A 1,526-nucleotide genomic window follows, 5' to 3' on the forward strand; every position below is an offset into this window, starting at 1 on the left:
AAGACCCTGCCCCGCCAGCCAGCCGGCGAGCGTGCCGACCGCGGTTTCGAGGTCGCGGAACGTCATCGTCCCTGCGCGGTCGATCAGCGCAACGTCGTCGGCTGCGCCGTGCGACGTAAGGTGATCGATCGGAAACGGGACGGGGTCGGGCGAGGTCATGGGTCCTCCATAGCGCCAAGCCGTTGCCGAATTCACCCCCACAGGCTAGCGGGGCCCGGTTCGCAACGGTTCAGGCGATGCTCGTGATCTTCGAAGGTACTTCCCAGGTTGAAACGACGGTCCGCGCCGTCCTTGCCGACATCCTTGGCCTCAGCGCCGAGCGAGTCGCGGCATTCACCGACGACACGCCGTTGTTCGGCGCGCTCCCCGAACTCGATTCGATGGCGGTGGCGAGCGTGCTGACCGAGCTCGAGGACCGGCTCGGCATCCTGATCGAGGATGACGAGATCGACGGCGAGATGCTCGAGACGTTCGGCGCGCTCGTCCAGTTTGCGGCGCGGAAGGCGCTGGTCTAGCCTCGGCCGGGATGACCGGCCCCCGCTTCGATCACTATGACTGGGCCGGCGGGCGCGAGGCGATGCTGCGCTTCGGCCCCGATGCCGGACCGCTGGTCGTTGCGGTACTGCCGCTGTTCGAGGAGGCGAACCGCACGCGCGCGTTCCTCGTCGCGATGCTGCGCGCGCTGGCCGGGCGCGGGATCGGCAGCATCCTGCCTGATCTGCCCGGTACCGGCGAGAGTGTGGTCGAGACGCGCGACCTGCGGTTGCCCGACCTGCGCCAGGCCTTTGCTGCGCTTGTCGGGACGCTCGACGTGCCGGTTTACGCGGTCACGATTCGGAGTGGTGCGCTCGTCGATTGCGACGCCAGTCTTGCCGGGCGATGGCGGCTCGCGCCGCAGGCGGGCGATGATCTGTTGCGCGACCTGAACCGGATCCGTGCCGCGTCGACGATGCCCGACGCGGAGGGTTACGCGGGCAACAGCCTGTCCGAGGCGCTGCTCGCGGATCTGCAGGACGCGGTGCCATATGCCGCGTCGCGAACGGTGCGACTCGAGAGCGATCCGCGTCCGGCGGATGCGCGCTATGCCGGGGCGCCGCTGTGGCGGCGGTCGGAACCGGGCAGCGATGCGGCACTCGCGCAGGCGCTCGCCGCCGATGTGGCCGGGTGGATCGCGACATGCGGCGATTGATCGCAGTGCCCTGCGAGGGCGAGACGCTGGTCGCGACGCTCGACGACGCGGCGGGCGCGACGGGGGTGCTGATCGTGTCGGGCGGCAACGAGATCCGCAGCGGCGCGCACCGCGGCATGGCGATGCTCGCGCGGCGGCTGGCGGCGGGGGGCACGCCGGTGTTCCGCTATGACCGCCGCGGCATCGGCGATTCGAGCGGCGAGAATGGCGGCTTTCTGTCGGCGCAGGCCGATCTGGTCGCCGCCGCCGCCGCGTTCCGCGCCGCTGCGCCGCACGTCACGCGGCTGGTGGGGTTCGGCAATTGCGACGCCGCGAGCGCGCTCGCGCTGTTCGGCGG

The 1,526-nt window shown here is 70.9% G+C and carries 2 protein-coding genes and 1 pseudogene; all 3 read left to right on the forward strand.

Annotated elements, in window-relative coordinates:
• Positions 1 to 236 precede the first annotated feature (236 nt).
• The gene (locus sphsw_RS15365; RefSeq protein WP_031441379.1) at positions 237 to 515 is read left to right on the forward strand and encodes an acyl carrier protein; all 279 of its coding nucleotides are present in this window, start codon (positions 237 to 239) and stop codon (positions 513 to 515) included.
• An 11-nt stretch (positions 516 to 526) separates the two neighbouring features.
• Positions 527 to 1,189, forward strand: coding sequence for a hypothetical protein (locus sphsw_RS15370; protein ID WP_031441380.1), 663 nt, complete (start codon positions 527 to 529; stop codon positions 1,187 to 1,189).
• Positions 1,177 to 1,526 (forward strand): annotated as a pseudogene (locus sphsw_RS15375) (hydrolase 1, exosortase A system-associated); the annotation flags it as partial. The gene sphsw_RS15370 and the pseudogene sphsw_RS15375, both read left to right, overlap by 13 nt.

Origin of the sequence: Sphingomonas sp. FUKUSWIS1 (assembly GCF_000733135.1) — a bacterium.
GTDB classification, from domain to species: domain Bacteria; phylum Pseudomonadota; class Alphaproteobacteria; order Sphingomonadales; family Sphingomonadaceae; genus Sphingomonas; species Sphingomonas aerolata.